We start from the raw sequence: 24,842 nt of genomic DNA, 5'->3' as shown, positions 1-24,842 counted from the left end.
TATCGGCTGTGCAGCGTAACCGCCCCCCATCGCCGCAGACGGTCAAAGTCCTGCTGGCGTTGGCCGCCGAACCGGCCCGGTGGCGTTACGGCTATGACCTGGTCACCGAGGTGCACCTCAAATCGGGTTCGCTCTACCCGATTCTCGTCCGGCTGGCAGACCGCGGCCTGCTGGAGACGTCCTGGGAGCCGAGCGTCGGCAGCCGGCCGCCCCGGCACCTGTACCGCCTGACCGGCGCCGGCCGCGACTTCGTGGCCGCGCTGATCGCCGCTCGCCACGACCGTAGCGCCGCCCACACCCGCCGCCGTTTGAGTGAGGCGTAGTGCCGTTCTTCATCGTGTTCCTGGTGATGCCGATCGCCGTGGCGATCGCGCTGTACCGCCGCAACCCACGCCGGTTCCTGGACGGCCCGACCGAGGACGCGCCGCTGCGGCTGCTGCGCTGGGCGGTCGGGCTGCTGTCCCAGCAGCGGGCCGAATGGGGACAGGCCATGCTCGGCGAACTCGGCCACCTGGACGGCCGCTGGCGGCGGATGCGCTTCGCGTTCGGCTGTGCCGGCGCCGCGCTGATCCTGCCCCCATGGGGCCGAGCCGCCGCCGGCCTTTGGGCGATGGTCGGGATCACCGCGGCCAGCATCGCGCTCTACGCCGGCCTGGCCGTCGACTACCGGCTCGGCGCCGGTGACTGGATCGCGCTCGGGGTCGCCGGGATCATCTGCGTCGGGTACCTGCTCGGCGCCAGCGCGTTGCTGCGCCGGCCCGGTGTCGCGCTGCCCGGCCTGCTGGGCGGCGTGTTCGCGACCCTGGTCGGGCTGGTGCTGTCCGGGTTCACCGCGGTCGACCAGGTCAGCTTCATCCCGAAGCCGTGGCAGCAGTGGGTGACCGTGATCGCGGTGCCCGCCGCCGTCGGCGCCGCCGGCACCTTGTGGCGGCGTGATCCGGCCGCGGGGCGCCGCGTCGCCCGCCTGGCCGCCCTCAGCGCCGGGCTGCTGAGGCTGCTGTACGCCACCGTCGCGGTCGCCATCCTCGGCGGTGGCGGACCACCCGATCAGGACGGCGGCTTCACCGTCCGCGGCACGGTCAGCGACCGCCTCGGCAACAACATCGTCGACCTCGCGGTCGGCACGCTGATCATCGCGATGGTCGGCTGGGCTGCCGCCGCCCTCGCCGGCTACCTGGTACGCCGCACACCCACACCGGCCGCCGACCCGGCGCAGGAGGTGTGAACCCCATGACCACCGTGCGCCTCACCCTGATCATCCTCGCCGTCGCCGTGCTGACAGCGCTCGCCGCCAGCCTCATGGTCAGCGGCCGCTGAACCAACGGTCAGCAAAAACGCGACGCGCCGGATCAGTGGGCGGCGCGGGCGCGGCGCCAGGCCGCGACGAGCTCCTCCGGGTCGAGCGGCCGCAGGATGGTGGACGGTCCTTCGATCAGGCCCCGCCGCGCGCGCTCGATCCGCGTGTTGAGGTCGGCCACGGCGCGCCGCAGTGACTCCTCGGTGCGGAAGCGCACGAGGTCCTCCGGCAGGTCCTCGACCTCCCGGCGCAGCCGCAGCGTGGGCGGGATGCCTGACGACAGTTGCTCCCGCCGGGCGAGGTCCTTGAGCCACCAGTCCTCGTCGTAGAGTTCGCCATGATCGGGCAGGGGCTTGCCCTTCCCTGGCAGGTCGTCGAACTCGCCGCGCTCCTGGGCCTCGCGGATCTGCCGGTCGATGTGGGATTCATACCAGCTGGTCATTGCCCCCAACGGTACTCCTGGCAGGATCTTGATCGATGCAGCACTTCGAACGGTACGGCTACCCGGCCCTCGCCCTGCTCGTGCTCCTGGAGGGCCTGGGCATCCCGACCCCCGCGGTGAGCGTGGTGATCGCGGCGGCGGCCCTTGCGGCGCACGGGCACATGTCGCTGACCGCCGTCGTCGCGATAACGCTGGTGGCCGCGGCTGCCGGGGACAACCTCGGGTACCTGGTCGGGAGGCGGGCGGGGCGGCCGCTGATGCGGCGGCTCGGGAAGCGGGGGGAGAAGGCCGAGCGGTTCGTGGCCACCCGCGGGCGCAACATCATCGTGGTGGCCCGGTTCATCGACGGGCTGCGCCAGACCAACGGGCTGCTGGCCGGGGCTACCGGGCTGCCCTGGGCGCAGTACGCGATCCGCGACGGGATCGGCGCCGTGCTGTGGACCGCGCTGTGGGTCACGGTGGGCGCGGTGGCGGGCAACAACCTGGGGCGGATCGAGCGCTACCGGCTGCCCGTGGCCATCGGGATCGGTGTCGTCGTGGTCGGCTTCCTGATCTGGTACCTCGTCAAGCGCCGCGCCCGCAAGAGCTGATCAGCGCCGCGCGCGCAAAGCCGGTCGGCGCCGCGCGCAAAGTCGGCCGGCGCTGCGCCAGCAACGGTCGATCGGCGCTGCGCCCGCAACGGTCGATCGGCGCCGTGCGCGCAAGAGCTGAGGGCGTCGAGCGCCAAGCCCGCAGCGGCCGAACGCTGGCTACGATATGTCACCGCACGAGTGCATTGCGTGACCGAATTTCGTGAAATATCCGTCCGAGGCTCGCATTTCGGGTTAGGTGGAGGGCGCGACGGACGTTCCCCGTCGATCACTCGTCGAAAGGTCGTCATCATGAAACGCTGGCTCATCCGGTCGGTGCAGATCGCGGCGCTGGCAATGGGTGGCCTCGCGCTCACCGGGACCGCCGCCCACGCCGACAGCTGGAGCAGCGGGCCCAACGTCGGTTTGTTCAACGGCAACCAGAGCTCCACCACGATCCAGACGCCGGTGAACATCTGCGGCAACTCGCTGGCGATCATCGGCTTCGCCAGCGCCAACTGCAACGGCGGTGCGGTCGCCATCAACGGTGGCGGCGGCAGCGGCAGCGGCGCCGGGTACTCCAACGGCCACGGCAGCAGCAACGGCTACGGCTCGAGCAACGGGGTGCACCACAAGAAGAAGCACAAGAAGAACAAGGGCGCCAACGTCAACGCGGTTGACGACGACAACTACAACGGCCCCAACGGCGGCGCGGTCGCGTACAACAACGGCGGCGACTGGAACTCCGGCTTCAACGTCGGCGTCGGCAACGGCAACCAGTCGTCCTTCACGTACCAGGCGCCGATCAACGTCTCGTGCAACTCGGTCGCGCTGATCGGCTTCGCCTCCAGCTGCTGATCATTGCCGGGGCACCGCCTGCCCGACGGCCTTTTGAGCGTTGGCCGATGCCGCGAGGAGAACTCAGCCCTCTCCGCGTGGACAGCATCGGCCAACGCTCAGTGCCGTCCGGCGAGAACCGTCCGGCGGGAACCGCCCGGGGGACTATCCGATGTGGACGGCCGCGCCGCTCACCCGGACCCCGGCGGCGGGGTCGGCGTCCAGGCCGACGGTCAACAGGCTCGGGCGGCCCATGTCGAAGCCCTGGTGCACGGTCAGCGTGGCCGGCACCGGGACCAGGCCGAGCTCGCGCAGGTAGCCGCCGAGCGCCGCCGCGGCCGCCCCCGTGGCCGCATCCTCGTAGACGCCGCCGGTCGGGAACGGGTTGCGGGCGTGGAAGACCGTCTCGCGCTCCCGCCAGACCAGGTCGACCGTCGTCCAGTCCTGTTCGATCATGAGCGCCCGCAGCGCCGGCTCGTCGTAGTCCAGCTCGGCCAGGCGCTCCCGCGAGCCGACGGCCACGATCGGGTGCCAGTTGCCGGCGAAGGCGGCCCGCAGCGGCAGCGCCGGGTCCAGGTCGCCGGGGGAGTACCGCAGCGCCGCCAGCAGCCGCTCGCGCACCCCGGCGGGAAGCTCGGCGGTCCGCGGGGCGACGCTGCGCAGGGTGGCGCGCCCGCCGCCGGCCTCGACCGCGATCTCGCCGACCTGGGCGATCAGCTGGATCGGGCCGTCGCCGAAGCGCTCCGCGTAGGCCACCGCGGTCGCGATCGTGGCGTGCCCGCAGAACGGCACCTCGGCCGCCGGGCTGAAGTAGCGCACCGTCGCCGTGCGCCCGCCCAGCGGGGCCAGGAACGCGGTCTCGGAGTAGCCGACCTCGGCCGCGATGCGCTGCATGGCGACGGCGTCGAGGCCGGTGGCGTCCAGCACGACCCCGGCAGGGTTGCCGCCGGACGGATCGTCGGTGAACGCGCTGTACCGCAGGATCTCCATGCCTGCGAAGATAGGCTGGCCGGACCCTCGCGACGCGGTCCAATCACGCGCGAGTGGCCCGGCCGGCCTCTCCAGAAGTCAGCTGGAGGCGACGCCCGGCTGCCCGCCGTGGAACTCGGTGCCCTCGGCGAAGGCGGCGTCGAAGCGCTGCTCGAGCGCGTCGAGCTCGCCGAACGAGGCCTGGTGGGCGTGCTCGCTGCCCTCGGCCGCGAAGACGTGGTCGTCCTCCGAGCCGGTGTGGCTGTAGCTGGTCTGGTCGTCGGCCTCGTAGTGCACCGCCGGCGCCTGGTCGAACTCGACGTGGGTGCCGTGCTCGTAGTTGGTCGCGGTGTCGGCGTGGTGGTCGTTCTCGTAGACGGCGTGCTGGTTGTTGTAGTCCGCCTCGGAGCCGTGGGCCTGGTGCAGCTGGTCGAGGGCGTCGTGCTGCTCGCCGGCCTGGTAGTGGCCGTAATCCACGTCCTCGTGGCCGCCGTCGTAGCCGGCGTCGATGTCGCTCATGGAGTGTTCCCCCTCGGTTGTCTTCAGTCTGCGACGCATACGACGTTACGGTCTGTAGGGGCCCGGGGAATCCCCCGAACGTGCCACGCGTCACACCCGACCGGCAAGGATCGGGGGTTGCCCATATTGCCTGGACGCGCCGATCGCCGGACGCGGACAATCGGCCGATGGTGCAAGCATCCGGCGTACGGATCGAATGGGATAATCTCCCGCAAAGCGTCCGCGACGGGATCGAGGGCATCCTCGGCGCCCCGGTCGCTGCGGCCTCGTCGCAGGCGGGCGGCTTCTCCCCGGGCACGGCCGACCGGGTGGTCACCACGGCCGGCCGCCGGGCCTTCGTCAAGGCCGTCGGGACGCCGCTCAACCCGGATTCCCCGGGCATGCACCGGGCCGAGGCGGGGGTCATGGGCCGCCTGCCCGGCGGGCTGCCGGTGCCCCGCCTGCTCGGCGTGCACGACGACGGCGACTGGGTGGCGCTGGTCTACGAGGACGTCGAGGGCCACCACCCGCACACGCCGTGGCGGGAGGACGAGGTCGCGGTGACCCTGGAGGCGCTGCGACGCCTGGCCGTGCCGGTCGACGGGCTGCCGCGGCTGCAGGACGAGGCCGCCGCGGACTTCGCCGGCTGGCGCAACCTCGCCGCCGACCGGCCGCAGACGCTGGACCCGTGGGCGGCCGCCAACCTCGGCCTGCTCGCCGAGCTGTCCGACCGGGGCCTGGCCGCGCTGGCCGGCGACCGCCTGGTGCACGGCGACGTGCGGGCCGACAACCTGCTGGTGCGGCCCGACGGCACGGTGGCCGTGATCGACTGGCCCTTCGGCTGCGCCGGGCCGGCCTGGTTCGACACGCTGACCCTGGTGCTCAACGTCCGGCTCTACGGCGGGGAGCTCTCCGACGACGTCATCGACGCCGACCCGGACGACCTCACCGGCTGCGTGGCCGGGCTGGCCGGCATGTTCACCGACCGGGCCCGCCGCCCGGCGCCGCCAGGGCTACCCACCGTGCGCAAGTTCCAGCAGGACCAGGCCGACGTCATGCTGCCGTGGCTGCGGGACCGGCTCAGCGCGCGGCCACGACGTTGAGCGGCGCGGCGGAGGCGGCGTTGGGGAACACGTCGGCGAGCGCGCCGAGCCCGCAGCGGCGCTGCAGGATCTCGCCGATGACGGTCCGGTAGTCGGTCGTCGAGGCCAGGTCGCCGGCGGTCAGGGCGGCCGGGGCCAGGCCGGGCCAGGCGCCGTGGACCCTGCCGCCCCGCACGCCGCCGCCCAGCAGCAGCATCGCGTTGCCGTTGCCGTGGTCCACGCCGCGGGAACCGTTCTCCGCCACCCGCCGGCCGAACTCGCTCAGGGTCACCAGCGTGACCCGGCCGAAGGCGTCGCCGAGGTCGGCCGCGAACGCCTCCAGCGCGACGGCCAGGTCGGTCAGGTGGTCGTACATCTTCTGGCCCTTGACCGGCGTGCCGAGCGCCTCGTGCATGTCCCAGTCGCCGAAGTCCACGGCCGCCGCCATGAGCCCGACGTTGGCCTTCACCAGCCGGGCCACGTCCTTCAGGGCCGAGCCGAGGGCGGTGGCCGGGTAGGTCGCGGCCGGGGTGTAGGCGGGCAGCGCGCCGACCGTGCCGATGGTCTGCGCGACCGCCCGGGTCGGCTGGGCCAGCAGGTCGGGGGCGCCGTCGAAGAGCTTTGTCAGGGTGCCCATCATCGGGGTCTTCGCGTCCTGGCCGCTGAGCCGGAAGGTGTCGACGGCCCGCATGCTCACGCTCGGCACCGGGCCGGAGAGGAGCCGGGCGGGCGCGCTGGTGCCCATGGCCACGCCGGCCATCGGGTAGGAGGCGCCGGCCACCCCGAGCATCCGGTCCAGCCAGCCGGTGCGCACCGAGGTCCCGGCCGCGGCCCGCTCCATCTCCTCCATCGCCTGGAAATGCGAGCGCGACGGGTTCGGCTGCCCGACCGCGTGCACCGCGCCGAACGTGCCGGCGCTCCACCGGGCCTGCAGCGGTGCGAACGCCGGGTGCAGGCCGAACATGCCGTCGCCGGCGATGACGCTGGCCTTCGGCACGCCGATGGCCGGGCGGGCCTTGTAGTAGTCGGGGTCGCCGATCGGCACGATGGCCGAGAGCCCGTCGAAGCCGCCGCGCAGCGACAGCACGACGAGGGTGTCCCCGGCGTACGGGGTGCCGGCGAAGGCGAGCCGGGTGGACAGGCCCTCGCCGAGGAGGCCGGTGAGCGCGGCCCCGGCGCCGATGGTGAGCGCCCCGCGGCGGGAGACGCAGCAGTCAGCGAGCATCAGGTCGAGTCCTTACCGGTAGAGGAAGTACGGCGAGTCGAGGATCAGCGCGATCAGGTGCGGCAGGCGGCCGTTCAGCGCCGGGTCGGTCGCCTTCAACGCGCTCGTCGGGGTCTTGCCGACGAATGAGCACAGCGCCGCGGTGTGCGCCGCCTGCAGCTTCTGCCCGACCAGCCGCTGCGCGAGCGCGTCGACGAAGGCGCCGTGGGTCGACGGCACCGCCGGCACCAGATACCGCAGCGTCGAGGCCGGGCGGGCCAGCGCCTTCGGGTACCAGCCGGCGGCCAGGTTGAGGTGCGCGTTCCAGCGGACGAGCAGCCCGGACGGGGCGTTCCAGGCGGCCGCCACATCCGGGTAGCCGTTCGGCGGCGTCCAGCGCATCGGCGCGTGGCCCATGTCGTACAGGTAGTTGTAGAGGCCGCGGACCTGGGCGGCGTCGGCCGTCGGCTGGATGCCGAGGACGCGCACGGTGGCGGCGAGGTCCTCCATCGGCGTGCGCAGCTTCGCACCGGTCGACGCGGCGAACTCGGCCGAGGTGAACAGGGCGCGCAGGACGGGCGCGACGGCCGACTTCTGCTCGAGGTACACCTGGGAAAGCCTCGACACGAGGGCGGCCGGCGGGTCGTCGCAGACGAAGCGCACGCAGAGCTTGCGGGCGATGCGCTCCGCGGTCGCCGGGTGCATGGCGAGCATGTCGGCGAACGCCATCGCGGCCGCCTCGCCCCCGCCGGCGGTGGCGTTGTCGTGGCGCCAGCCGAGGATGGTGACCGCCCCGGTCGCGTGCTGGTTGGGGTCGTACTTGTACAGCCCCGTCTTGGCCTCGACGGTGAGCCCGGTCAGCAGGCGGGCGGCGTCCTTCACGTCGGCCTCGGTGTAGACCAGGCCGACCGTGTGCAGCTCCATGAGCTCGCGGGCGTAGTTCTCGTTCGGCCTGGCCTTGGTCGACGTGCGGTTGTCCAGGTAGGACAGCATCGCCGGGGCGGTCATCGCGCCCTTGAGCAGGTCGGCGAAGCGCCCCAGCGCGTTCTGGCGGATCATGGCGTCGTAGGCGCCGCGGCTGTCCCACACCTCGCCGAACGGGCAGCACACGTTGAGGTGGTTGGACCAGAAGTCCACCATCAGCTCGAACAGCTGCCGCTTGCTCCACGCGGCCCGGGCCACGGCGGCCGAGCCGAGCTGCTGCATGGCGTCCCACGCCCCGAACTTCAGCGAGCCGGCGGTCACGGCGGCGCGCACTCCCGCGATGTCGAGCCCGCCGAGGTTGTACGGCATGAGCGCCGCATCGCACGCCGCGTCGTCGATCGACCCTGGGTTGAGCTGCCGCTCGAGCCACGGCCCGGCGCCCAGCTTGCGCAGCTCGGCCTCGGCGTCCGGGGCCGGTCCGTAGGTGGCCCGGCGCAGCAGGTGCAGCAGCGGGTCGGCGGGGGTGAAGGCGGTCACGGGCTTCTGGTTCGGCCCGCGGCGCCCGGTCCTTACCCCGGCACCTCCTCCGCACCCGCCGCGCTCCCGAGGGCCTCCGCGAACGCCTCAACGGCCGGGTGCCGCTCCGCGCCGGCCCGGAAGGCCAGGCGCGTGCGCCGCCGGGTGGGCAGCGGGGTGAGCACCACGCCCGCCGGCACGTCGACCGCCGCCAGCTCCGGCACGAGCGCCACCCCCTGGCCGGCGGCGACGAACGTGAGCACGGTGACGAAGTCGTCGGCGTGGTGGCGCACCCGCGGGGTGTAGCCGGCGGCCTCGCACGCCCGGACCGTCATCGTGTGGCACAGGGTGCCCGGGCTGGCCAGGATCCACGGCTCGTCGCGGCATCCGGCCAGGTCGCGGCGGCCGGGCGCGGCGATGAAGATCGTCTCGTCGCGCAGGGGCGCGGTCCGCAGCGCCGGGTCCGGCTCGATGGGGACGAGGTCGTAGTCGTGCACCAGGGCCACGTCCAGGGCGGCGTCGCGCAGCATCTGCGGTACCACCGCGGGGTCCAGCTCGTGCACGCTCAGCTCCAGCGCGGGGTGCGCGGCGGCCAGCCGGACCAGGGCCGGCGGCAGCAGGGTGCGCATCGCGGTCGGGAACGCGCCGATGCGCAGCGGGCCGGACAGCCCTGTGCGGGCGGCGGCGAGGGCGGACCCGGCCCGCTCGAGCGCGGCGAGGACCTCTTCGGCGTGGGCCACCAGGGTGCGCCCGGCCGGGGTGAGGGCCACCGTGCGGCCGGTGCGGGCCAGCAGGGCCACGCCGGCCTCCCGCTCCAGGGCGGCGAGCTGCTGCGACACCGCCGACGGGGTGTAGGTGTGCGCGGCCGCGACCGCGGCGATCGTGCCGTGCTGGGCCAGGTCGCGCAGCAGGCGCAGGCGCCGGACGTCGAGCATCAGATGAGCTTACGCTTCCCGGTGGAAGTTTTCGCTTTTGCTTACGGTCGTTGCTCGGCACGCTGGTGGCATGGATGGAATTTTCGTACCGCTCGTGACGCCCTTCGACGCGTCCGGCGACGTGGATGCCGTCGCGCTGCGCGGGCTGGCCGAGTCCGTGCTCGACGCCGGGGCGGCGGGGCTGGTGGCGCTGGGGACGACGGGGGAGCCGGCGACGCTGAGCGCCGCCGAGCGGGCGCTGGTGGTGGCCGAGGCCGCCGCCGCGTGCCGGCTCCGCGCGGCGCCGTTGCTGGTCGGCGTGGGCGGGAGCTCGACCGCGGCCACCGTCGCCGAGGTGGGCGCGCTGCCCGCGGGGGTGGTGGCGATGGTGGTCGTGCCGCCGTACACGCGGCCGGGGGAGGCCGGCGTGCTGGCCCACTTCCGGGCGGTCGCGGCCGCCTCGCCGGTGCCGGTCGTGGCCTATCACGTGCCGTACCGCACCGGCCAGGCCATGTCCCTGGACGCCCTACTGGAACTGGCCGCGATCCCGAACGTGGCCGGCATGAAGCTCGCCGACGGGCCGGTCACCGGCGACACGGTCGCCCTGCTGGCCGCCGCGCCGCCGGGCTTCGCCGTGCTCGGCGGGGACGACGCGGTGATCTCCCCGCTGCTCGCCCTGGGCGCGCAGGGCGGCATCCTGGCCTCGGCGCACGTGGCCACGGAGGCGTTCGTCGCCCTGCGCGCGGCGTGGCGGGACGGCGACGTCGCGACCGCCCGCCGCCTCGGCGCCGGCCTGGCCGCGCTGTCCGCGGCGCTCTTCGCCGAGCCGAACCCCGCGGTGATCAAGGCGGTGCTGCACGCCGAGGGCCGGATCGCGACCCCCGGCGTACGCCTGCCACTGCTCCCGGCCGGTCCGGACTCGCTGGCGCTGGCTCAGTCGAGGCAGAACTCGTTGCCCTCGGGGTCGGCCATCACGATGTGACCGCCCCCCAGCGGCGGCTCGGGCTCGTGCCGGGCCAGGCGGGCGGCGCCGCGGGCCACCAGCCGCGCGCACTCGGCCTCCAGCGCGGCCATCCGCTCGTCCCCGGCCAGCCCGGGCGCGGCCCGCACGTCGACGTGCACGCGGTTCTTGACGGTCTTGGGCTCCGGCACCCGCTGGAAGAACAGCCGCGGCCCCTCGCCCTTGGGGTCGACCACCGCGGAGGCGGCGTTGTGCCGCTCCGGCGGGATCCCCATCGCGGTCAGCGCCTGCTCCCACGAGTCGAAGCCCGGCGGCGGGTCCTGGACCTTGTACCCGAGGGCGTCGGCCCAGAAGGCGGCGAGCGAGGCCGGGTCGGCGCAGTCGAACGTGATCTGGATGGTCATGCTCGCAGTCTTACCCGGATTGCGGACAGAATCGGTCCGTGATCCGGGAGACGACCACCGAGCGGGTGCTCCGCCTGCTCGCGCTGCTGCCGCGCCGCCCCGCCTGGACCGCGGCCGAGCTCGCCGCCGAGCTGCGGGTCACCGACCGCTCGGTGCGCCGCGACGTCGAGCGCCTGCGGGCGCTGGGCTACCCGGTGCACGCCACGGCCGGGGTCGGCGGCGGCTACCAGCTGGGCGCCGGCACCCGCCTCCCGCCGCTGCTGCTCGACGACGAGGAGGCGATCGCGACCGCGGTCTCCCTGCGGCTGGCCTCGGCCGGCACGGTCGCCGGCGCGGGCGAGGCGGCGCTGCGGGCCCTCGCGAAGCTCGACCAGGTGATGCCGCCGCGGCTGCGGGCCGAGGTGCGGGCCGTGCACGGGGCCACCGAGACCCTGGTCGGCCCGGGCGTGCAGGTCGACCCGGAGCTGCTGGTGACCCTGGCCCGGGCCTGCCGCGACGCCGTGCGGGTGCGGTTTCGCTACGCGGGCCGCGGCGGGCAGGAGCGGGAGCGCACGGTCGAGCCGGTGCGCATGGTGACGACCGGGCGCCGGTGGTACCTCATGGCTTGGGACGTCGACCGGGACGACTGGCGCACGTTCCGGCTCGACCGGATGCGCGAGGTGGCCGCCACCACGTGGCGCTTCCGCCCGCGGGAACACCCGGACCCGGTCGGCTACGTGCAGCGCTCGGTGACGGAGGCGCCGTACCGGTACGTGGGCCGTCTCCGGGTCATGGCGCCGATCGAGCAGGTCCAGGCCCTGATGCCCCCGCAGGTGGCCCGCCTCGAGGACCTGGGCGACGGCTCGTGCCTGCTCGTCATCGGCGGCGACGACCTCGACTGGATCGCCGTGCACGCGGCGAGGCTGCGCCTGCCCGCCCAGGTGCTGGGCCCGCCGGAGCTGCGCGACGCGATCGCCCGGCTGGCCCGCCACCTGGACGGGCTGGTGTCCTAGTCCTCTTTCGGCTTGTCCTCGCGCTGGCGCAGCTCCTCCTCGCGGCGGCGCAGGTCGGCCTCCCACTTGGAGAACATCTCCTCGTCCGCCTTGCGGTTGCGGGCCAGCTCGCGCAGGAACGCCGGGTCGTCGTCCGGCGCTATCGACCGCCGGCTCGGCCGCTGGTCCTCGGGGAAGCCGCTGCCGGGCCGCCACTGGCTCCCCGCCCCGGCCCGCGCCGCCTGCTGCGGCCGCCCGGCCACGAACCAGGCGATCCACCCGACCGGCGAGAACAGCAGGATGATGAACACCCAGGCGACCTTGGGCAGGTTGCGCACGAGGTGCTCGTCCGTCGACAGGCAGTCGATCAGCGCGACCAGGAGCATCACCAGGTCGATGAGGAAGAGCAGTCCGTAGAGGCGAATCACGCCGGACATCATGCCGGACTCGGCTTGGTCTGTCCGCCCCGTCCTCTACCATGGTTCTTCGATGCCCGACATCGACCTGCCTGCCCGGATTCACGCCGCCTGCCACCTGACCGGCGAGTTCGTCCTGCGCTCGGGCCGGACCGCGACGGAGTACTTCGACAAGTACCAGTTCGAGGCCGACCCACGCCTGCTGGACGAGGTCGCCGCCGGGATGGCCGCCCTGGTCCCGCCGGACACGGAGGTCCTGGCGGGCCTGGAGATGGGCGGCATCGCGGTGGTCGTCGCCCTGGCCCGCCACGCCGGCCTGCCCTGCGCCTTCGTCCGCAAGGCCGCCAAGCCCTACGGGACCCGCCGCCTGGCCGAGGGCGCGGCCGTGTCGGGCCGCCGCGTCCTGCTGGTCGAGGACGTGGTCACCTCCGGCGGCCAGCTCGTGCTGTCGGCCGCCGACCTGCGCGCCCTGGGCGCCGACATCACCGACGCCCTGTGCGTCATCGACCGCGAGGAGGGCGGCCGCGAGGCCCTCGCCGCCGAGTCCATCACCCTGAGCGCCCTGCTGACCCGCTCCTCCTTCGCGGCGCTCTAGAGCCGGCCACTCCGAAGGAGCGCACGGCCGCTCACGGCAGGTCGTCGAGAGCGCGGCGGTACCACGTCTCGCCGGCGAAGACGTGCAGGTCCGGGCCGCGGGCGGTCATCCGGGTCCGGGCGGGCAGCGGGGTCACCAGCACGTCCCCGTCCACGGGCGGCACGAGCCTCCCGTGCTCCCGCAACGCGGCCACTTCCTCCACGGCGGCCATGATCCCATCCTCGGCCGTGGTCAGATCCAGCCTCTGGAGCGGGCGATGCGGGCGGCCTCGTGGCGGTTGGCGGCGGAGAGTTTGGTGGCGGCGGAGGACAGGTAGTTGCGCACCGTACCCGGGGAGAGGGCGCTGCGCCGGGCGATCTCGTCGGCCGGGGCGCCGTCGGCGGCGTGGCGCAGGACGTCGGCCTCGCGCGGGGTCAGGGGGCTGTCGCCGGCGCTGATGGCCTCGGCGGCGAGCTGCGGGTCGACGTAGCGGCCGCCGGCGTGGACGGTGCGCACGACCGTGGCCAGGGTCTCGGCGGAGACGGTCTTGGGCAGGAAGCCGCGCACGCCGCCGGTCAGGGCGCGCTTCAGGTGGCCCGGCAGGCCGTGGCTGGTCACGATCATGGTGTGGCAGGACGGGAGCTCGTCGTGCAGCGCGGTGGCGACCGCGACGCCGTCGAGCTCGGGCAGCTGGAGGTCCAGCACGGCGACGTCGGGGCGCAGGGCGCGGGCCAGGCGCAGCGCCTCGGCGCCCGTGGCGGCCTGGGCGATCACCTCGAGGTCGTCCTCGAGGGCCAGGAGGGCGGCGAGCGCCCCGCGGATCAGGTGTTCGTCGTCGGCCAGCAGGATCCGGATCATTCCAGCGGTACCTCCACCGCCAGACGGAACCCGTCCGGCGGCACGCGTTCGGTGCTCAGCGTGCCTCCCACGGCGGCGAGACGCTCGGACAGGCCGGTCAGGCCGCTGCCGGGGCGGATCGCGGGGTCGGCAGGCGGGACGCCGTCGTTGGTCATGGTCAGGCGGACCGCGGCCGGGGAGGGGTCCAGGGCGACGGTACAGGTGCGGGCCTCGCTGTGGCGCAGCAGGTTCGTGGTGGCCTCGCGGACCACCCAGCCCAGCACGCCCTGGACCTGCGCCGGCAGGGCGGCCCCGTCGCCGGTGACGCGGCAGGCGATGCCCGCCGAGGCCAGCAGGGCGCGGGCGCCGGAGAGCTCCTCGGGCAGGTCGGCGCTGCGGTAGCCGCCGACGACCGCGCGCAGGTCGGCGAGGGAGTCCTGGGCGACGCGGCGCACCTCCAGCATCTCGTCCACCGCCTCGCCGCGGCCGCGCTTGGCCAGCTGGGCGGCCAGCTCGGCCTTCAGCGCGACCACCGACAGCGTCCGGCCGACGACGTCGTGCAGGTCGCGGGCGAAGCGCAGCCGCTCCTCGGCGACGGCCAGCGCGGCCTCCACGTGCCGGGCCCGGTCCAGCTCGCGGACGACCTTCAGCATCCACAGCGTGACGCGATAGGCCAGCAGTACCGCGCCCAGCAGCACGGCCAGCGTCAGCGCGGCGAGCGGGCCGCCGCCGAGCACGCCCGCGGCCACGCAGCAGGCCGCGGCGGCCGGGACGGCGGTGCGCGGGCGGACGGCCGTGGACAGCGCCGCGATGTACGCCATGGACAGCACCATGGCGAGGGCGGTGCCCAGCCGGCCGTCGCCGCCGAGCGAGCTGACCCGGCCCGCGACCGTGGCGATCGCGGTGCCGGCCAGCGTCATTGCCGTACTGACGGCGATGAGACGGCGGGGAAGCGGCCGCTCGCCGAGGTAGTGCCCGACGCCGGCCCGGGCCAGGAGCAGGCAGACCGCCGTCTGGGCCAGGTTGAGCCCCGCGACCAGGCCCGCCTCGGCGTCGCCGACGTCTGACCGGGTGAGCCCGAACGTCATCGCCGGGGCGAGCGCGATGTTCACGTAGAACGAGAGCCGGACGTACCGCTCGAAGCGCTCGGCCTTCGTCATCCGGCTCACGCTAGGCCACGAAACGAATCTCGGGGTACCGGGGCGAGGGCCGCTCGAGCAGGCGGGACGGGCGCCCGCGCAGGTACCGGTCGAAGTACGCCAGCAGGTACGCCCGCTGCGCCGCGACCGAGCGGCGCGGGTCGATGGTGCCGAAGCTGGGCTCCAGCTGCTCGGCCGGCACGCCCGCCTGCGGGAACAGCGCCTGGTAGTCGGTGAAGGACAGGTGCCCGGCGCGCAGCAGCTGCAGCCGCAGGCGGGGCCCGCGCAGGCGCGACCACAGCCGGGCCCAGGTCGGGTCGTCGTCCGGCCCGTCCGCGTCGCCCGCGCCGAAGAGCAGGAACGGCCGGTCCAGCCCGCCGTCGAGCACCGCGCCCGACTCGGTGCCGTCCAGGTTGGCCCCGGCGCGCACCCGCCGGTCCTCGTACATCATCTCGGCCGCGGTCGCCCCGCCGAGGGAGTGCCCGAACATCCCGACCCGGGCGAGGTCGAGCGCGCCCGGCAGCCCCGCCGGCAGCGGCGCCCGCTCGGCGTCGGGGTTGCGCCCGTGGGCGAGGAACAGCAGCCGGTCCAGCACGAACCGGGTGTCGGCGACCCGGGTGCGCAGCGCCTCGGCGATGATCGGCTCGGCGCCGTCCGGGTCGGTCGGCTCGGGGACGGCCCGCGCCTCGGTCCGCCCGCCGGGGAACTCGACCAGCGACGAGTCGTGGGTGTGGTCGATGGTGACGACGACGTACCCGTGGCTGGCCAGCTCCTCGACGACCGCGGTGCCCGCCGTGCGCTCCACGCCGAGCCCGGGGGAGTAGACGACGACCGGCCGACGACCGGCCGCCGCTGGCGCCCCGAGGTACGCGTGGGTGACCGGCAGCGTGTAGGTGGACCCGGGCGGGGCGAGCGCGGCCGCGAGGGCCGGCGACACCCAGGGCGCCCTGACCCGGCCGCGCACGTCGCACGCGGGGTACCAGACCTGGACCATCAGCTCGCGGGTCCGCCGGCCCGGCACCCACGGGTCGGGCCGCGAGGGGTCGATCAGGTGCATGGATGCGGTACCGATGGCCTCCGGCCCGGTCGGCGCGGGCAGCGTCAGGCGGGTCGGGGCGGGCGCGGCGGCCGCGAGCGAGGGCGTGGCCGCGACCGAGACCGCGGCCGCCGGAACCGCCGCGAGGAGCGTGCGTCGTCTCATGCCTGAGAGTCTTCGGCCCGCGCGGGCGCCGCTGCAGTGCCGCCGCGCACCGGTTCGTGTGCCGCCGTCCCGGCCGGACGATGACGTTTGTCATCTCACGACTACACAAAGTTTTTGGATCCGGTTGGTCCGGTCGCGGGTGGGGCGTTCGTCATTAGGGTTGAGAACGGCCAGTAGAGGAGAGCGCGATGAAGTACATGATGTTCGTCTGCACCGACTCGGAGCCCGACACCGACAAGGAGAACGCTCCCGACATCGAGCAGTGGGTGGCCGAGAATGACGCCGCCGGCCGGCGGATCCTCGGCTCGGTGCTGGCCCCGCCGGAGGCGGCGACGACCGTCCGGGTGCGCAGCGGCGAGCTGCTTGTCACCGACGGGCCGTTCGCCGAGACCAAGGAGGTCATCGTCGGCTTCGACCTGCTCGAGTGCGCCGACCTGGACGAGGCCATCGCCGTGGCCCGGGCCCACCCGATGTCGCACGGCGGGCGCATCGAGATCCGGCCGCTCGTGGACCTCGAGCAGTGATGGGCGGGCGGCCGGGCACCTCCGCCGCGGGGGTGTCCGGTGCCCGCACACCGGTCGCGGTGGCGGCGGCCACGGCGGCGAGGGAGGCGTATCCGCAGATCGTGGGGGCGCTCATCCGCATCACCGGGGACTGGGACCTGGCGGAGGACTGCGCGCAGGAGGCGCTCGCGGCGGCGCTGCAGCGGTGGCCGGTCGGCGGGGTGCCGGACAAGCCGGCCGCGTGGCTCATGACGGCGGCCCGCAACCGGGCCATCGACGTGCTGCGGCGGGCCAGCGTCGAGCGGGTCAAGCTGCGGGAGCTGGCGGTGCTGGAACGGGGGGAGCCGGAGCGGATCGGGACCGGAGGATTCGGCGACGATCGGCTCCGGCTCGTGTTCACCTGCTGCCATCCGGCGCTTCCGCTGGAGGCCCGGGTGGCGCTGACGCTGCGGACGATCTGCGGGGTGCCGACCGCCGACATCGCGCGGGCGTTCCTCGTCGGCGAGGGGACGATGACCCGGCGGCTGACGCGGGCCAAGACGAAGATCGCGCAGGCCGGGATCCCGTACCGGGTGCCGGAGGGGCCGGCGCTGGCGGAGCGGCTGCCGGGGGTGCTCGGGGTGTTGTACCTGCTGTTCACCAGCGGGTACAACGCGGACGGGTCGGCCGCCTTCGCCGACGAGGCGATCCGGCTGGCCCGGCTGCTGGTGGCGCTGCTGCCGCGGGTCGCGCCGGACGAGTCGGATCTGTCGGAGGTCTCCGGCCTGCTGGCGCTGTTCCTGTTCCAGCACTCGCGGCGGGACACCCGGCGGGACGAGGAGGGGCGGCTGCTCACGCTCGACCGGCAGGACCGGTCGCGGTGGGATCGGGAGGCGATCGCGGAGGGGGTGTCGATCGTCGCGGGGCTCGGGGGGCGCAACGGGCCGTACACGCTGCAGGCCCGCATCGCGGCGGGGCACGCCACGGCGCCGTCGGCCGGGGAGACGGACTGGCCGGGGATCGCGCGGTGTTACGACGAGCTGTGGCGGTTGCAGCCGACGCCGGTGATCGCGCTGAATCGGGCGGTGGCGCACGGGTTCGCGTTCGGGCCCGAGGCCGGGCTCGGGCTGATCGCCGAGGCCCGGGCCGGGGGCGCGCTCGAGGACTACCCGCACGCGCTCGCCGCCGAGGCCGACCTCACGGGGCGGGCGGGCGACCCGGTGCGGGCCGCGGCGCTGTTCCGCCGGGCGGCGGAGCTGACCCACAGCGAGGCCGAGCGGGTCGCGCTGCTCGACCGCGCCGCCGAAGTCGCCCCGCCCGGCGGCTGAAGCACCGGCCTTGTGGGTCTTGGCACGGCGGCGCTGGCAGGGAGGCCCCCAGGGCCGCCAGGGCGCGTAGGAGTCGGTGCCGCGTCGAGGGCAGGTCCGGCATCTCGGCAACGGTCTGCCCCGTGGGCGCGTAGTCGATCCCGGGATTGGTCGGTCACTGCATCCGTTGCACCCGGAGCACGGCGGACCCCCCGGAGGGGGCGGGGGTCGGCGGGTGGCCCCAATCGAGCGGCACACCGGCACACACCGCTACGACCTGCGCGCCTGGGTCCGCGCGGTCCTGCGCACGTCGACCGGCACGTACTGCACGCTCCAGCCCACACACCGGCGCAGGTTCTGCCAAAACCGATCAAGTGCGCCGCACTCTGCGCGGCGCATTCGAGCGCTTAACCAGCCATCTGGCAGCGTCCGCCGCGATGGCTGGTGGGCCGGGTCGACATTGCCGCCTACTTAACCTGGCTGAGCCGGCGAACGAAACGCCGGAGGACTGCCACGAGCTCGCTCGGATTGGTCAACGCTTCCACCGGAATACGATCAACGAAGCCAACCCCTGCGTCCCGGAGCAGGTGATCCCGGGTTGCGTCCATCGCTCGGCGTGAGTTGTGATGCGGCCCGTCGACCTCCAGAACGCCTGCCCTGCCGCCATACGTGATCAGAAAGTCCGGCTCCCAAGTGTGATCAGGGATGCGGCCTCCAGCAAGAGGGTAGATTCCGATCGTATTCTCCCGCGGCAGCTCGTTTTCCTGGATCCCCTTCAGTGCGTCGTACACCGCAAGTTCGCCCTCGTTCGTGAACGAGAGGAAGTCCCTGACGTATACGGGCGGTCCACTGCGGACTTTGCGGGCGTGGTTGGTTGGCCGCTTTCCGGTTAGTTGGCTGCGAACTTGCCCCCGCCAGCCAGGCCCCACTGGTGGCAGGATCTCGCGCACCCCGAGCCACGCCAGCCCATAGCGAAACCGTGTGTCTACCTCCTTGAGAGCATTCCTGATCTCCTCCATGACTTCGTCGGTAAATCTCATGCGCTGATCGGCAGGCACCTCAAGCCAAAGGTCATACTCCTGGCACTCCGGGTCCCACTCGACAATCGGGCCTTCCGCATCGACCAGCAACGCCACAAGATCCCGCTTCCCTCGTTGCAAGAGAAGTGCCGCTGTGTGGCCGAGTGCCGCGTCAGCTCTCATACCAAGAGCAGCCTCTTCAGTCAGCCTAGGGTCCTCTAGAAGTTCGCTGTAGGTACGGGTATCCGGCTTGGTTTCCGCAGGTGGCGGCCAATCTGGAGCATCCACGACATGCCTCCGCAGAGAAGACTTAGGGTCGAACCGACCGAGCCTATCCCAGGGGTACGACAGTTTTGCTTCACGCGACAGCCGTGATGGCCGGCTAGATCTATTTGAGCTACCGCGACGTCCACCGGGCTACAGACCGTTGCTCCCGCGGCCTTGTTCTCCGCGTGTAGTTACGCTCTTTGCCTCCGGCGGGACCTCTGGCTCCGGGGAGGTCGCTAGGCTCCCCGGATGCCGCCAGCTGTCCGAGCCGAGCAGACCGGCACCGGGCGCGCCAGGCCAAGCCGCTTCGCGGTCGCCTACGGCGAGCCTGGCCCGCCCAGCGCCGCCCCGCTTGGGGCAATGGTGGCCGACGGCATACGGGGAGACTCCGCTCTCCTGGTGGGTGACGCGGACGCAATCAGGGGCGCGGCAAGCAGCTCCGCGAGGAAAGCGGCCCCGGCGCTGGCGCGCCGGGGCCGTACGCCATGCGGGCCGCAAGCCGCGCCAAATTCGGTCCTACGGCAGCCAGCCAGGAGCAACAAAAGTCGCTCCTGCGGGCCGATCAGTCGATCGGTATGCCGGCCTGCTGTAGCAGATGCTTGGCGTACGCCGTCATCACAACGGAGAGCGTGCTCCCAACGGCCTTCTCGACGGTCTCCAGCGCGCGCTGCATGAAGGTTTTCACGACGTCAGCGTTCGGCTGGTCGCGGACTAGTTCGCCTTCCACGACATCGAGGTCCCGCGCGAGATTTGCCTGGTCGGTCTCGTCCAGTTGGAAGACCGATGAAGCTTCCTTCAGGGCCTTCACTAGCGCTGCCAACTCGTCGCCTGCCAGGCCCTCCGTGGTCGTTGTTGCGGTCTGCGTGACCGCCTCGCTTGCCCAGGCCAAGTTGCCCGACACGTTGCCGTGGATGCTGATGTTGTGCGTGCTGGCGCCGCGTCCTTCGTTGTGACGCACGTAGTCAGCCACCGATCCCTTAAAGTGCTCTGCGCAGTCGACACCCTTGTCCGTAAGGACGGGTTGAGCCACCCACTCCCGCTCCGCGTACGTCACACCGTCGATCAACCCTTTTCTCTTCAGGTAGATCAGTGCGGCTTCAAGATCGTCGAGTGAGAGCGGTACCGCCTCGTACAAGCTAATGGGATCGACCATCATCGGGCCGAGGTCATCGGCCTCGTATCCAGGCTGCGAGTAAAGCCACCTGACGATGGCGTTGCGGGCGGCAGCGTTCCGGCCCACCGGGTCAAGTCGGCGCTCTCGCCTGGCTTCGACCGCCTCACTTCCACTACCTGTGATCGTGGCTCCGGATGCCTTTAGGCCGTTCGTCTCGATGAATTTGATCAGCCCTTGGCGATCCAGCATGCGAAGAATTCCCCGCCAGACGCCGTCGTCCTGTGAGCTGTACAACTCCCCCAGCAGCGCAACGATGCCGGGAACCTGTCCCGGGTTGCTCCTTTCAAAGTCGTACAACAGGTCCAGGAAACGAATCCGACGGATCTCCGTCTCGGTCACTGCCCACCTTCCTCTCGGCGAATCACCGTAGCGCAGAGTTGTGCGAACATCTGTCGCAACGCGCCCCGCGATCGTATGGCCTCTCAACCGCGGTTCGTTGGTCCACAGATACGCACTCCGGGATTCGCCCTGCCCGTCCAAGCGGTCAACGGGCTGAACAGTCGATGCGGGCTTCGGTAACCGGTCCTAGCTACGCAAAGCAGACAGACGGCCGTCGGCTGCGTGCGCACAACCCGACTTGCTATGGTCCCTGGTTGCACTGACCAGAGCAAAACTATGAAACGGCCGCTTTCAGGTCGGTGCCGACGGCTTTGAGGGTCGTGCGGACGCGGCCCAGGGCCACCGTGTCCGCCGGATCCGCGGACAGCGCGCGCAGGTCGGGCAGGGCGCCGGTGAGGGCGTCGACCCAGGCCAGCTCGCGGCGCTCGCGGAAGCGGCGGATGGCCAGCAGCGGCTGGGCGGCCTCGCGCAGGGCGCCCACCTGGCGCACGGCCAGGGCGTAGTCGCCGTCGCGGGCCGAGCGCAGGGTCTCCGCGGTCCGCTTGTGCAGCACGGCGCCCGTGCGGATGGGGGCGAGCAGCGTGGCGGGCAGGATCGCGCACAGTGCGCCCACGAACACCGCGAGCAACCGGGTACCCAGCAGCGGCAGCGCCTCGGTGCCGGACACGCCGAGCAGCGAGTACAGCAGGGCAAGAGCCGCGGTCACGCCGGCGGCCCACCAGGCGTAGCCGTACTGGCGCAGGGAAAAGGCGGCGGCGAGGATGGCCAGCAGCAGCGCGACGGCCACCTGCCGGTGGTCGCCGATGAGCAGGGTCAGGCACGTGGCCACCGCCGTGCCGCCCAGCGCGCCGAGGGTTCGGTGGGCGCCCTTCAGCAGCGCGTCGCCGCGGGAACGGGCCGCCGCGCCGACCGTGTACGCGCTGATCACGGTCCAGGCCCAGTGCTCGCCGAACACGGTCTGGCCGATGGTGAACGCCAGCGTCAGGGCCAGGGCCGACTGCGCGGCGCGCCAGGCGTGGATGCGGGGAGCGGCCGTGCTCGGCAGCTCCTCCTCGGCCGGCTGCACGCGGAGCAGGCCGTATACCTCGGCGACGAAGACCGCCAGCGTGGCCCACGCCAGGGTGCGCAGCGGATGCGGGCCGGGGTTGATCGGGGCGATGAGCATGCCGATCAGGGGCAGGATCAGGGCGCGGCCGAAGCGGCCGGCGGCCGGCCCGAGCGCGCGGGCGGCGGTGGCGGCGGCGACCGTGACGACGAAGAAGGCGTCGCCGAACGCGTGCGCGGTGTGGAACAGCACGGCGAAGGTGGCGATCACGACGGCGCCGACGGGGACCAGGAGGAGGCGCCACGGACTGCGGGCGTGCGCGGATCGGGCCGACATCAGGCTCACGGCGGCGCCGAGCACGACGATGCCGATGCCGGTGTGCGCGGCGCCGGCGATGGGGGCCAGCGTGGCCACGGTGGCGAGCACCGGGGCGAAGCCGGCCACCGCTGCCCAGATATTACGCACCTGCTGAATATCGCAGCGCGTTACCGTGAGCGTCAAGCATCGGCTTTTGTGAGGCGCACCCGCTTGGAACCCGACCCGGATCTCTCCGCCGCCCGCGCGGTGCGGCGCGCCATCCAGCGGCTCTCGCGGCGGCTGCAGCTGCAGCGGGACGCCGACGGGCTCAGCCTGACGAAGATCAGCCTGCTCGGGCACCTGGCCCGCAAGGGGCCGATGGCGGCCGGGGCGCTGGCCGCGGCCGACCGGCTGCAGCCGCAGTCGGTGACGCGCGTGCTGGCCGAGCTCGAGGCCGACGGGCTCATCGAGCGGCTCGCCAACGTCGCCGACAAGCGGCAGCGGGTGTTTTCGATCAGCGAGGCGGGGCGGGTCACGCTGGCCGCGGACATGCGCGTGCGCGACGAGTGGCTGGCGGGCGCGCTGCGGGCCGAGCTCACCCCGGCCGAACGCGACGCCGTGCTGCACGCGGCCGCGATCCTGGACCGCCTCGCCGATGCCGACTAGCTGATGTTCCCGGCCTCGGCGCCGATGGTGGTGTCCGGGCCGTGGCCGGTGTGCACGACGGTGTCCGGCGGCAGGGTCATCAGGCGCTCGCGGATCGAGGCGAGGATCGTCGGCTTGTCCGAGAACGATCGGCCGGTGGCGCCCGGGCCGCCCTCGAAGAGCGTGTCGCCGGAGAACAGGACGCCGAGCTGCGGGGCGTACAGGCAGACCGCGCCGGGGCTGTGCCCGGGGGTGTGGAGCACCCGCAGTTCCACGCCGGCCACCGCGATCGATTGATTGTCGGTAAGGTGCGTATTCGGTTCGAGAGCGGGGTGCTTCATGTGCCACAGCGGCAGATCGTCCGGGTGCAGCAGGATCGGTGCGCCGGTGCGCAGCGCGACGTCGGGCGCGGCGTCGATGTGGTCGTCGTGACCATGGGTGCACACGATGGCGACGGCACGGCGCTGACCGAGCGCGTCCAGGATCGCCTCGGCGTCGTGGGCGGCGTCGATGACCAGCGCCTCCTGCTCGTCGCCGACGATCCAGACGTTGTTGTCGACGTCAAAGGTCTCGCCGTCGAGCGAGAACGTGCCCGACGTGACCAGCCGCTCGATGCTCACCATGGGCACCAACCCTATGCGGTCCCGTGGCCCGGCGCCCGGCAACGTCGCACGTTGCGCGACGACGTGCAGGTGGGGGCGTACGGGTACCGCGTGTTTCGCCCCGCGTTCACTCCCGCCGCCGTGCTGACCCAGGACCGCGAGCTGCTGACCGGCCGGCGCACCGCCCTGCGCATGCTGGCCCTGGCCGAGCTGGTCGGCGACCGCACGCTGGTCGCCTTCCCGCTGCGCGACGGGCGCGGCATCCCCTTCGACCTGGTGCTGGCCGACGAGGGCCTGCGCTTCCCGGCGGCCCGGTGGTCGGACGTGCGGCAGCGGCTCGGGGCCGGGCGCCCGGAGCCGCACTGGACCCGGCCGGCCGCCCCCGCGGCGAAGCGGCGCAAGGACCCGCGGGCCGAGGCGACCCGGCACGCGCTCGTCGTGCCGGTCGACCCGCCGCGCACCGACCTGGAGCGGCTCCGGCGGGGCGAGCTGGACCTGGGCTACCTGCGGGTCCGGCTGACCGACTGAACGGGCTCGGCCGGCAGGCCCGCCTCGCGCAGGGTCAGCACGTCGTCCGTGGCCCGCAGCACGGCCAGCACGCCCGGGTCGGGGGCGGCGTGCACGGGCTCGTAGTCGCGCTCCCCGGCCGCCGGATCGACGGCGAACGCGAGCCGCGGGCCGTCGAGCGAGAACTGCGCGTCGACGCCCGGCTTGTTGCCGCGAGGGTCCTGCCGGTGCCATCTTCCTTCGAGGTGTACGGCGACCAGCCCGTGCAGCACGAAGCCCCCGTCATCGGTCGCGAGCCGCTGGTAGCACAGCCCGGCCGGCACCCCCTCGGCCCGCAGCAGGGCGGCCAGCAGGTGCGACTTGGCGTAGCAGAGCCCGACCCGGTGCTCGAGCACCTCGGCGGCGGTCACGGTGACCCGCGGGTCGTCGACGTCGAAGGAGTGGTGCACCTCGTCGCGCACGAACTCGTACGCCGCCCGGGCGAACCCGGCGTCGCCCGGCCGCTCCGCCCGAAGCCGGGCCGCCGCCGCGCGCACCGCGGGATGGTCGGACTGCACGACGTCGTCGGCGGCGAGGTACGGGTCGGCCGGCATGCCGGAAGCCTACGCCGGGCCGCCTCAGCCGCGGGCGGGCAGCTCGAGCGGGAGGGGCACCATGCCCACCATTTTCCCCGGTCGGCGGGCTAACGTGACCGGTGTGGGGGCGGACGCATCGCAGTCGCCGGCGCCGCGCAGCTGCCATGCTCGGGACCTGGCGGCGCTCATCGGGCTGCTCGCGGTGCTCGAGGGTCAGCTCATGGTCGACGGGGCGGTCCCCGAGCGCCTCGCGGGGCGGATCCGGGGGAGGTTCGAGCGGGCCGGGCTGCTGGCGCCCGGAGGAGACGCCGGGGACCTGCGGCGGGCGATCAACGGCCTCAACCACCGGCTGCGGTACGCGCTCGGCGAGTACCCGGAGCCGCCCCGCTGAACGCGCGGGGCGGCTCTGTGAGGTGGGGGTCAGCCGCAGTTGGCGGTGAACTGGTACCAGGTGTAGCCGCTCGTGCCCGGGGTGAAGATCGGGCCGACGTGGTACGTCGTGGGCGTGGCGCCGTTGCAGAAGTAGGTCAGGGAGCCGTTGCTCGACGCGACGAAGGCCCACGGGTAGCCGGACGCGCCGTTGTAGCGCTCGAGGACCAGGTAGGCGACGGCCGAGCCGGGGCAGGCGTTGGTCGCGGTCACCCGGATCGCGGTGCTGTCGATCGAGTACGAGTAGTTGAAGCCGTAGCAGGAGTCGGCCGGGCCGGCGGCGGCCGGCTGGGCGGGCGACACCACGGGCAGAAGGGCGGCGGTGGCGATGGCGGTCGCGGCGATGGCGCGAAGCTTCATGGGTCAACCATTCGTGCGCTCGGAACGAGAATGACCGGG

At 73.2% G+C, this 24,842-nt stretch carries 31 protein-coding genes; 13 read left to right on the top strand and 18 right to left on the bottom strand.

Annotation, left to right across the window (positions count from 1 at the left end; all coding sequences use genetic code 11):
- The first annotated feature begins 8 nt into the window (after positions 1-8).
- Together ABD352_RS14480 and ABD352_RS14475 are read left to right on the top strand one after the other, a co-directional pair.
- Positions 9-323, top strand: a complete 315-nt coding sequence (locus tag ABD352_RS14480) for a PadR family transcriptional regulator (protein ID WP_344612852.1) — start codon at positions 9-11, stop codon at positions 321-323.
- Positions 323-1,225 (top strand): hypothetical protein, encoded by a 903-nt coding sequence (locus ABD352_RS14475; RefSeq protein ID WP_344612851.1) that lies wholly within the window; start codon positions 323-325, stop codon positions 1,223-1,225. The genes ABD352_RS14480 and ABD352_RS14475 overlap by 1 nt, the downstream gene beginning before the upstream one ends.
- 124 nt (positions 1,226-1,349) lie before the next feature.
- Here ABD352_RS14475 and ABD352_RS14470 read toward each other — a convergent pair whose 3' ends face one another.
- Positions 1,350-1,739 (bottom strand): DnaJ family domain-containing protein, encoded by a 390-nt coding sequence (locus tag ABD352_RS14470; protein WP_344612850.1) that lies wholly within the window; start codon positions 1,737-1,739, stop codon positions 1,350-1,352.
- A 35-nt stretch (positions 1,740-1,774) separates the two neighbouring features.
- On the opposite strand from ABD352_RS14470, the gene ABD352_RS14465 reads away from it, so the two are divergent.
- Positions 1,775-2,329 (top strand): DedA family protein, encoded by a 555-nt coding sequence (locus ABD352_RS14465; RefSeq protein ID WP_344612849.1) that lies wholly within the window; start codon positions 1,775-1,777, stop codon positions 2,327-2,329.
- 291 nt (positions 2,330-2,620) lie between these two features.
- Positions 2,621-3,166: a chaplin family protein gene (locus ABD352_RS14460; RefSeq protein ID WP_344612848.1), complete on the top strand. Its 546-nt coding sequence runs from the start codon at positions 2,621-2,623 to the stop codon at positions 3,164-3,166.
- A 144-nt stretch (positions 3,167-3,310) separates the two neighbouring features.
- On the opposite strand, the gene ABD352_RS14455 is transcribed toward ABD352_RS14460, so the two are convergent.
- Both ABD352_RS14455 and ABD352_RS14450 read right to left on the bottom strand, forming a co-directional pair.
- Entirely contained in the window at positions 3,311-4,135 is an 825-nt protein-coding gene (locus ABD352_RS14455) for a PhzF family phenazine biosynthesis protein (protein WP_344612847.1), read from the bottom strand.
- Between the two features lie 78 nt (positions 4,136-4,213).
- On the bottom strand, positions 4,214-4,633 hold the full coding sequence (locus tag ABD352_RS14450) for a hypothetical protein (RefSeq protein WP_344612846.1): 420 nt from the start codon (positions 4,631-4,633) through the stop codon (positions 4,214-4,216).
- A 167-nt stretch (positions 4,634-4,800) separates the two neighbouring features.
- Between ABD352_RS14450 and ABD352_RS14445 the strand changes: the two genes are divergently transcribed.
- Positions 4,801-5,715 carry a phosphotransferase family protein gene (locus tag ABD352_RS14445; protein ID WP_344612845.1) on the top strand — a complete coding sequence of 305 codons (915 nt, stop codon included), beginning with the start codon at positions 4,801-4,803 and terminating at the stop codon, positions 5,713-5,715.
- Here the strand turns inward: ABD352_RS14445 and ABD352_RS14440 are convergent.
- From ABD352_RS14440 to ABD352_RS14430, 3 genes are read right to left on the bottom strand one after another with little or no spacing between them, the layout of a single operon-like run.
- Positions 5,693-6,919: a DUF1501 domain-containing protein gene (locus ABD352_RS14440; protein ID WP_344612844.1), complete on the bottom strand. Its 1,227-nt coding sequence runs from the start codon at positions 6,917-6,919 to the stop codon at positions 5,693-5,695. The two genes, ABD352_RS14445 and ABD352_RS14440, sit on opposite strands and share 23 nt — an antisense overlap.
- Positions 6,920-6,931: 12 nt before the next feature.
- Entirely contained in the window at positions 6,932-8,359 is a 1,428-nt protein-coding gene (locus ABD352_RS14435; protein ID WP_344612843.1) for a DUF1800 domain-containing protein, read from the bottom strand.
- 32 nt (positions 8,360-8,391) lie between these two features.
- Positions 8,392-9,273 carry a LysR family transcriptional regulator gene (locus ABD352_RS14430; protein WP_344612842.1) on the bottom strand — a complete coding sequence of 294 codons (882 nt, stop codon included), beginning with the start codon at positions 9,271-9,273 and terminating at the stop codon, positions 8,392-8,394.
- A 70-nt stretch (positions 9,274-9,343) separates the two neighbouring features.
- On the opposite strand from ABD352_RS14430, the gene ABD352_RS14425 reads away from it, so the two are divergent.
- Positions 9,344-10,234 (top strand): dihydrodipicolinate synthase family protein, encoded by an 891-nt coding sequence (locus tag ABD352_RS14425; RefSeq protein ID WP_344612841.1) that lies wholly within the window; start codon positions 9,344-9,346, stop codon positions 10,232-10,234.
- On the opposite strand, the gene ABD352_RS14420 is transcribed toward ABD352_RS14425, so the two are convergent.
- A complete protein-coding gene (locus tag ABD352_RS14420; protein ID WP_344612840.1) occupies positions 10,186-10,617 on the bottom strand; it encodes a VOC family protein in 432 nt (143 codons plus the stop codon). The genes ABD352_RS14425 and ABD352_RS14420 overlap by 49 nt on opposite strands.
- Before the next feature lie 38 nt (positions 10,618-10,655).
- On the opposite strand from ABD352_RS14420, the gene ABD352_RS14415 reads away from it, so the two are divergent.
- Positions 10,656-11,609 (top strand): helix-turn-helix transcriptional regulator, encoded by a 954-nt coding sequence (locus ABD352_RS14415; RefSeq protein WP_344612839.1) that lies wholly within the window; start codon positions 10,656-10,658, stop codon positions 11,607-11,609.
- Here the strand turns inward: ABD352_RS14415 and ABD352_RS14410 are convergent.
- Positions 11,606-12,025 carry a PLD nuclease N-terminal domain-containing protein gene (locus tag ABD352_RS14410; RefSeq protein ID WP_425553546.1) on the bottom strand — a complete coding sequence of 140 codons (420 nt, stop codon included), beginning with the start codon at positions 12,023-12,025 and terminating at the stop codon, positions 11,606-11,608. The genes ABD352_RS14415 and ABD352_RS14410 overlap by 4 nt on opposite strands.
- 52 nt (positions 12,026-12,077) lie before the next feature.
- Between ABD352_RS14410 and ABD352_RS14405 the strand changes: the two genes are divergently transcribed.
- Entirely contained in the window at positions 12,078-12,599 is a 522-nt protein-coding gene (locus ABD352_RS14405) for an orotate phosphoribosyltransferase (RefSeq protein WP_344612837.1), read from the top strand.
- 31 nt (positions 12,600-12,630) lie between these two features.
- Here the strand turns inward: ABD352_RS14405 and ABD352_RS14400 are convergent, their stop codons facing one another.
- Genes ABD352_RS14400 through ABD352_RS14385 form a run of 4 tightly spaced genes read right to left on the bottom strand, consistent with a single transcriptional unit; the run spans position 12,631 to position 15,755 of the window.
- Positions 12,631-12,810: a hypothetical protein gene (locus ABD352_RS14400; protein WP_344612836.1), complete on the bottom strand. Its 180-nt coding sequence runs from the start codon at positions 12,808-12,810 to the stop codon at positions 12,631-12,633.
- A 20-nt stretch (positions 12,811-12,830) separates the two neighbouring features.
- Positions 12,831-13,436, bottom strand: coding sequence for a response regulator (locus ABD352_RS14395; RefSeq protein WP_344612835.1), 606 nt, complete (start codon positions 13,434-13,436; stop codon positions 12,831-12,833).
- On the bottom strand, positions 13,433-14,575 hold the full coding sequence (locus tag ABD352_RS14390; protein ID WP_344612834.1) for a sensor histidine kinase: 1,143 nt from the start codon (positions 14,573-14,575) through the stop codon (positions 13,433-13,435). Before ABD352_RS14390 ends, ABD352_RS14395 begins: the two co-directional genes overlap by 4 nt.
- Before the next feature lie 10 nt (positions 14,576-14,585).
- A complete protein-coding gene (locus tag ABD352_RS14385) occupies positions 14,586-15,755 on the bottom strand; it encodes an alpha/beta hydrolase family protein (RefSeq protein ID WP_344612833.1) in 1,170 nt (389 codons plus the stop codon).
- 188 nt (positions 15,756-15,943) lie between these two features.
- Between ABD352_RS14385 and ABD352_RS14380 the strand changes: the two genes are divergently transcribed.
- Together ABD352_RS14380 and ABD352_RS14375 are read left to right on the top strand one after the other, a co-directional pair.
- On the top strand, positions 15,944-16,279 hold the full coding sequence (locus ABD352_RS14380; RefSeq protein WP_344612832.1) for a YciI family protein: 336 nt from the start codon (positions 15,944-15,946) through the stop codon (positions 16,277-16,279).
- A complete protein-coding gene (locus tag ABD352_RS14375) occupies positions 16,279-17,565 on the top strand; it encodes an RNA polymerase sigma factor (protein ID WP_344612831.1) in 1,287 nt (428 codons plus the stop codon). The genes ABD352_RS14380 and ABD352_RS14375 overlap by 1 nt, the downstream gene beginning before the upstream one ends.
- A 446-nt stretch (positions 17,566-18,011) precedes the next feature.
- Here the strand turns inward: ABD352_RS14375 and ABD352_RS14370 are convergent, their stop codons facing one another.
- From ABD352_RS14370 to ABD352_RS14360, 3 genes are all read right to left on the bottom strand, one after another.
- Entirely contained in the window at positions 18,012-18,851 is an 840-nt protein-coding gene (locus ABD352_RS14370; RefSeq protein ID WP_344612830.1) for a hypothetical protein, read from the bottom strand.
- A gap of 541 nt (positions 18,852-19,392) precedes the next feature.
- Positions 19,393-20,343, bottom strand: coding sequence for a hypothetical protein (locus tag ABD352_RS14365; RefSeq protein ID WP_344612829.1), 951 nt, complete (start codon positions 20,341-20,343; stop codon positions 19,393-19,395).
- 274 nt (positions 20,344-20,617) lie between these two features.
- Complete coding sequence (locus tag ABD352_RS14360) at positions 20,618-21,853, bottom strand: FUSC family protein (protein WP_344612828.1); 1,236 nt, start codon at positions 21,851-21,853, stop codon at positions 20,618-20,620.
- Between the two features lie 48 nt (positions 21,854-21,901).
- Between ABD352_RS14360 and ABD352_RS14355 the strand changes: the two genes are divergently transcribed.
- Positions 21,902-22,351 (top strand): MarR family winged helix-turn-helix transcriptional regulator, encoded by a 450-nt coding sequence (locus ABD352_RS14355; protein ID WP_344612827.1) that lies wholly within the window; start codon positions 21,902-21,904, stop codon positions 22,349-22,351.
- Here the strand turns inward: ABD352_RS14355 and ABD352_RS14350 are convergent.
- A complete protein-coding gene (locus tag ABD352_RS14350) occupies positions 22,348-22,953 on the bottom strand; it encodes an MBL fold metallo-hydrolase (RefSeq protein ID WP_344612826.1) in 606 nt (201 codons plus the stop codon). The two genes, ABD352_RS14355 and ABD352_RS14350, sit on opposite strands and share 4 nt — an antisense overlap.
- Positions 22,954-23,004: 51 nt before the next feature.
- Between ABD352_RS14350 and ABD352_RS14345 the strand changes: the two genes are divergently transcribed.
- The gene (locus ABD352_RS14345) at positions 23,005-23,460 is read left to right on the top strand and encodes a hypothetical protein (RefSeq protein ID WP_344612825.1); all 456 of its coding nucleotides are present in this window, start codon (positions 23,005-23,007) and stop codon (positions 23,458-23,460) included.
- On the opposite strand, the gene ABD352_RS14340 is transcribed toward ABD352_RS14345, so the two are convergent.
- The gene (locus ABD352_RS14340; RefSeq protein ID WP_344612824.1) at positions 23,433-24,032 is read right to left on the bottom strand and encodes a transglutaminase-like domain-containing protein; all 600 of its coding nucleotides are present in this window, start codon (positions 24,030-24,032) and stop codon (positions 23,433-23,435) included. The two genes, ABD352_RS14345 and ABD352_RS14340, sit on opposite strands and share 28 nt — an antisense overlap.
- 103 nt (positions 24,033-24,135) lie before the next feature.
- Between ABD352_RS14340 and ABD352_RS14335 the strand changes: the two genes are divergently transcribed.
- On the top strand, positions 24,136-24,405 hold the full coding sequence (locus ABD352_RS14335; RefSeq protein WP_344612823.1) for a hypothetical protein: 270 nt from the start codon (positions 24,136-24,138) through the stop codon (positions 24,403-24,405).
- A gap of 29 nt (positions 24,406-24,434) precedes the next feature.
- On the opposite strand, the gene ABD352_RS14330 is transcribed toward ABD352_RS14335, so the two are convergent.
- The gene (locus tag ABD352_RS14330) at positions 24,435-24,803 is read right to left on the bottom strand and encodes a hypothetical protein (RefSeq protein WP_344612822.1); all 369 of its coding nucleotides are present in this window, start codon (positions 24,801-24,803) and stop codon (positions 24,435-24,437) included.
- Positions 24,804-24,842: the final 39 nt, after the last annotated feature.

The organism is Dactylosporangium salmoneum, from assembly GCF_039532525.1.
In the GTDB taxonomy this organism is placed as follows: domain Bacteria; phylum Actinomycetota; class Actinomycetes; order Mycobacteriales; family Micromonosporaceae; genus Dactylosporangium; species Dactylosporangium salmoneum.
The sequence above is the reverse complement of the archived record's forward strand: the minus strand, read 5'-3'. Positions and strand labels throughout refer to the sequence as shown.